This is a genomic window from Mesorhizobium sp. M1A.F.Ca.IN.020.04.1.1 (assembly GCF_003997315.1).
Taxonomy (GTDB): domain Bacteria; phylum Pseudomonadota; class Alphaproteobacteria; order Rhizobiales; family Rhizobiaceae; genus Mesorhizobium.
Window position 1 is genome coordinate 1 of the sequence record NZ_RZSN01000332.1, and the last position, 2561, is coordinate 2561.

Here is a 2561-nt window from a genome sequence, read left to right on the forward strand (position 1 = left end):
GGCCTGAAGAGCGACCCCTTCGACATCCCGCCGGAAGAGCGCGTGCTCAAGGCAATGCACGATAAGCTCAACGTCTACGGCGTTGAAAAATCCCGCGTAATTGCCGTTGAGTTCTCCTCGAACAATCCAAAGCTCGCCGCCCAGGTCGCGGACGCCATTGCGCAGGCCTACCTTGCCTCAAAAGGCATTGCGAAGATGGAATCGAACACCGCCGCCACAGGCTTCCTCGGCCCGGAAATCACCGATCTGCAGAATCGGGTGAAGGATGCCGAAGCCAAGGTTGCCGCCTATCGCGCGCAATCCGACCTGTTGATGGGCGGCAACAATTCGGTCCTCGCGACGCAGCAGCTCTCGGAACTGTCGAGCGAGCTTTCCCGGGTGCGCGCCAATCGCGCCGCCGCAGAGGCGACCGCTGACAGCGTGCGCAAGGCGCTGCAGAATGGCGGCACGCTGGACAGCGTGCCGGAAGTTCTGTCTTCCGAGCTGATCCAGCGCCTGCTCGAGCGGCAGGTAGAGCTCAGGACCAATATTGCCGATCTGTCGACGACGCTGCTCGACAACCATCCTCGCATCCGGGCGCTGAAGTCGCAGCTTGCCGATCTCAATGGCCAGATCCGCAACGAGGCGCAGAAGATCCTCAAGGGATTGGCGACTCAGGCACAGACCGCCAAAGCTCGTGAGGACCAGCTGGTCCAGGAGGTCAACACGCTGAAAGCCGCTTCGGCCCGTGCCGGCGAGCAGCAGGTGGAGCTCGATGCGCTGCAGCGCGACGCCAATGCCCAGCGCCAGCAGCTCGAATCCTATATGGCAAGCTACCGCGAGGCGGCTTCGCGCGCGGACCGCAACTATCTGCCGGTCGACGCCCGTCTGCTTTCGAAAGCACAGGTGCCGACCGAACCGTATTTCCCGAAGATCGGCCCGATCACTGGTGCTGCCGCCGCCGCGTCGCTGCTGCTGATGGCGATCAGCACGCTTCTGAGGGAATTGTTCTCCGGCCGTGCCATGCGTCCGGCCGCCGGAGCCCGATTCGAGCCGATCGAACAGGTGGCGATGCCGGTGGCGCGCACCGAACCGGCGCTCGCCGATGCCGAAGATGAAGCTAGCGACGATTCGGTCGCTGACGAGCGGATCGGGCAGGGCACCGTCATGGAGGCAGCGCCTGCCGAGCCGGTAGATCCACCAGACCCGGCACAGCCCGAAGCGCGCCGGTCATGGCAGCCGAGACTTGGCGAGATCGATGTCGAGAAGGCGGCGGAAAAGCTGATTGCCTCGGGTGCCGCGCGCGCCATCTTTGTCTCCCCGGAAGGTGACGAGGCCGCCGCCACCGCCGTGCTGGTGGCGCGCGAAGTGTCGGATGCGGGCCTCCGGGTGCTCCTGCTCGATCTCACCGCCTCGGGCGCCGCCTCGCGCCCGATGCTGGACAGCGGACTGCTTCCCGGCATCACCAATCTGCTGGCCTCCGAGGCGCAGTTCAGCGACGTCATCCATCCCGATCTCTATTCGGACGCGCATGTGATTCCGGTCGGTACCGCCGATCCTATCCGCGCCATGCGCGCCGCCGACCGGCTGCCGATCATCATGCAGTCGCTGACCACGGCTTACGACCTCGTCGTCGTCGAATGCGGCCCTGCCGACGCACAAGGCATCAGCCGCCTGGTTGGCGATGGCACGGAAGTCTTCCTGTCGATGCTCGAAGCCGATGACGAGGTCACGCAGGCGGCGGTCAAGCTGATCGAGAACGGCTATCCGGATGTCACGCTGGTCACGCCGGTTGGCCATGAACCGGGAGATCCGTTGCCCGGACGCCGGTCGGCGGCCTGAACAGATATCGCCCGCGAAGCCCTCGGATTTGAGTCTCGGGCTGACGGACGACGGTCAGGCGTCGTCCTCGGCAACAATAGGGGTGGCCTGTCCGGCAGCCTTCCGGCGCAAGCTCTTGGTCAGTTTCCACACCGTCGGACTGTTCTTGATGAGGGCCTTCGCCCGCGCGCCTTGCCGCAACCCTGTGGCTAGCACGCGACCTTTCAGCGTCAGCGGCATCAGCACCTCGAAATGCTGGACCTCGATGTCGCACCAGAGCCGCTTGTAGGGCTCGTCGCCGACCGAGAAATCATAGAGGTCGAAGCCTTGCTCGCAGGCTTCCTGGATGTTGTCGAAGAACAGGAAGTCGCCGGGGCTGGTGAAGGCGAGATCATCCTCGGCGATCGCGCCGAACTCGCAGATCAGGCGCTTGCCTGAGCGGCTGGAGCCGGTAACGGCGCGAAGTTTTCCCGCTACCTCCAGCCCGTGCAGCAGGAAGGATGGCTCCTGCTCGGCAAGCGCATCGGCAAACAGCGCCCGGAAGAAGGCGCGCACGCCTTCATCGCCGAACACGTTGGCGATGCCCATCTTGGCGAAGCGCGCCTGCTTCATGTCGAAGAAAGCGTCGAGCAACCTGTCGACCTCCTTGCGGCTTCGCCCCTCGATACGGCGGAAGCTGCCGACGGCCTCGAACTTGCGCGTCTGCGAGCGGTGCTTCTTGCGCTTCCGCTTGCCGCTCGCGCGGCTGAGCAGCGCCTCGA

The 2561-nt window shown here is 64.8% G+C and carries 2 protein-coding genes; one reads left to right on the forward strand and one right to left on the reverse strand.

Going from position 1 to position 2561, the window contains the following annotated elements:
* A partial coding sequence (locus EOA49_RS31435) for an exopolysaccharide transport family protein (protein WP_127243577.1) occupies positions 1–1821 on the forward strand: 1821 nt, incomplete at its 5' end.
* A 54-nt stretch (positions 1822–1875) separates the two neighbouring features.
* On the opposite strand, the gene EOA49_RS31440 is transcribed toward EOA49_RS31435, so the two are convergent.
* On the reverse strand, positions 1876–2561 hold a 686-nt coding region (locus EOA49_RS31440; protein WP_127243578.1), incomplete at its 5' end, for a GNAT family N-acetyltransferase.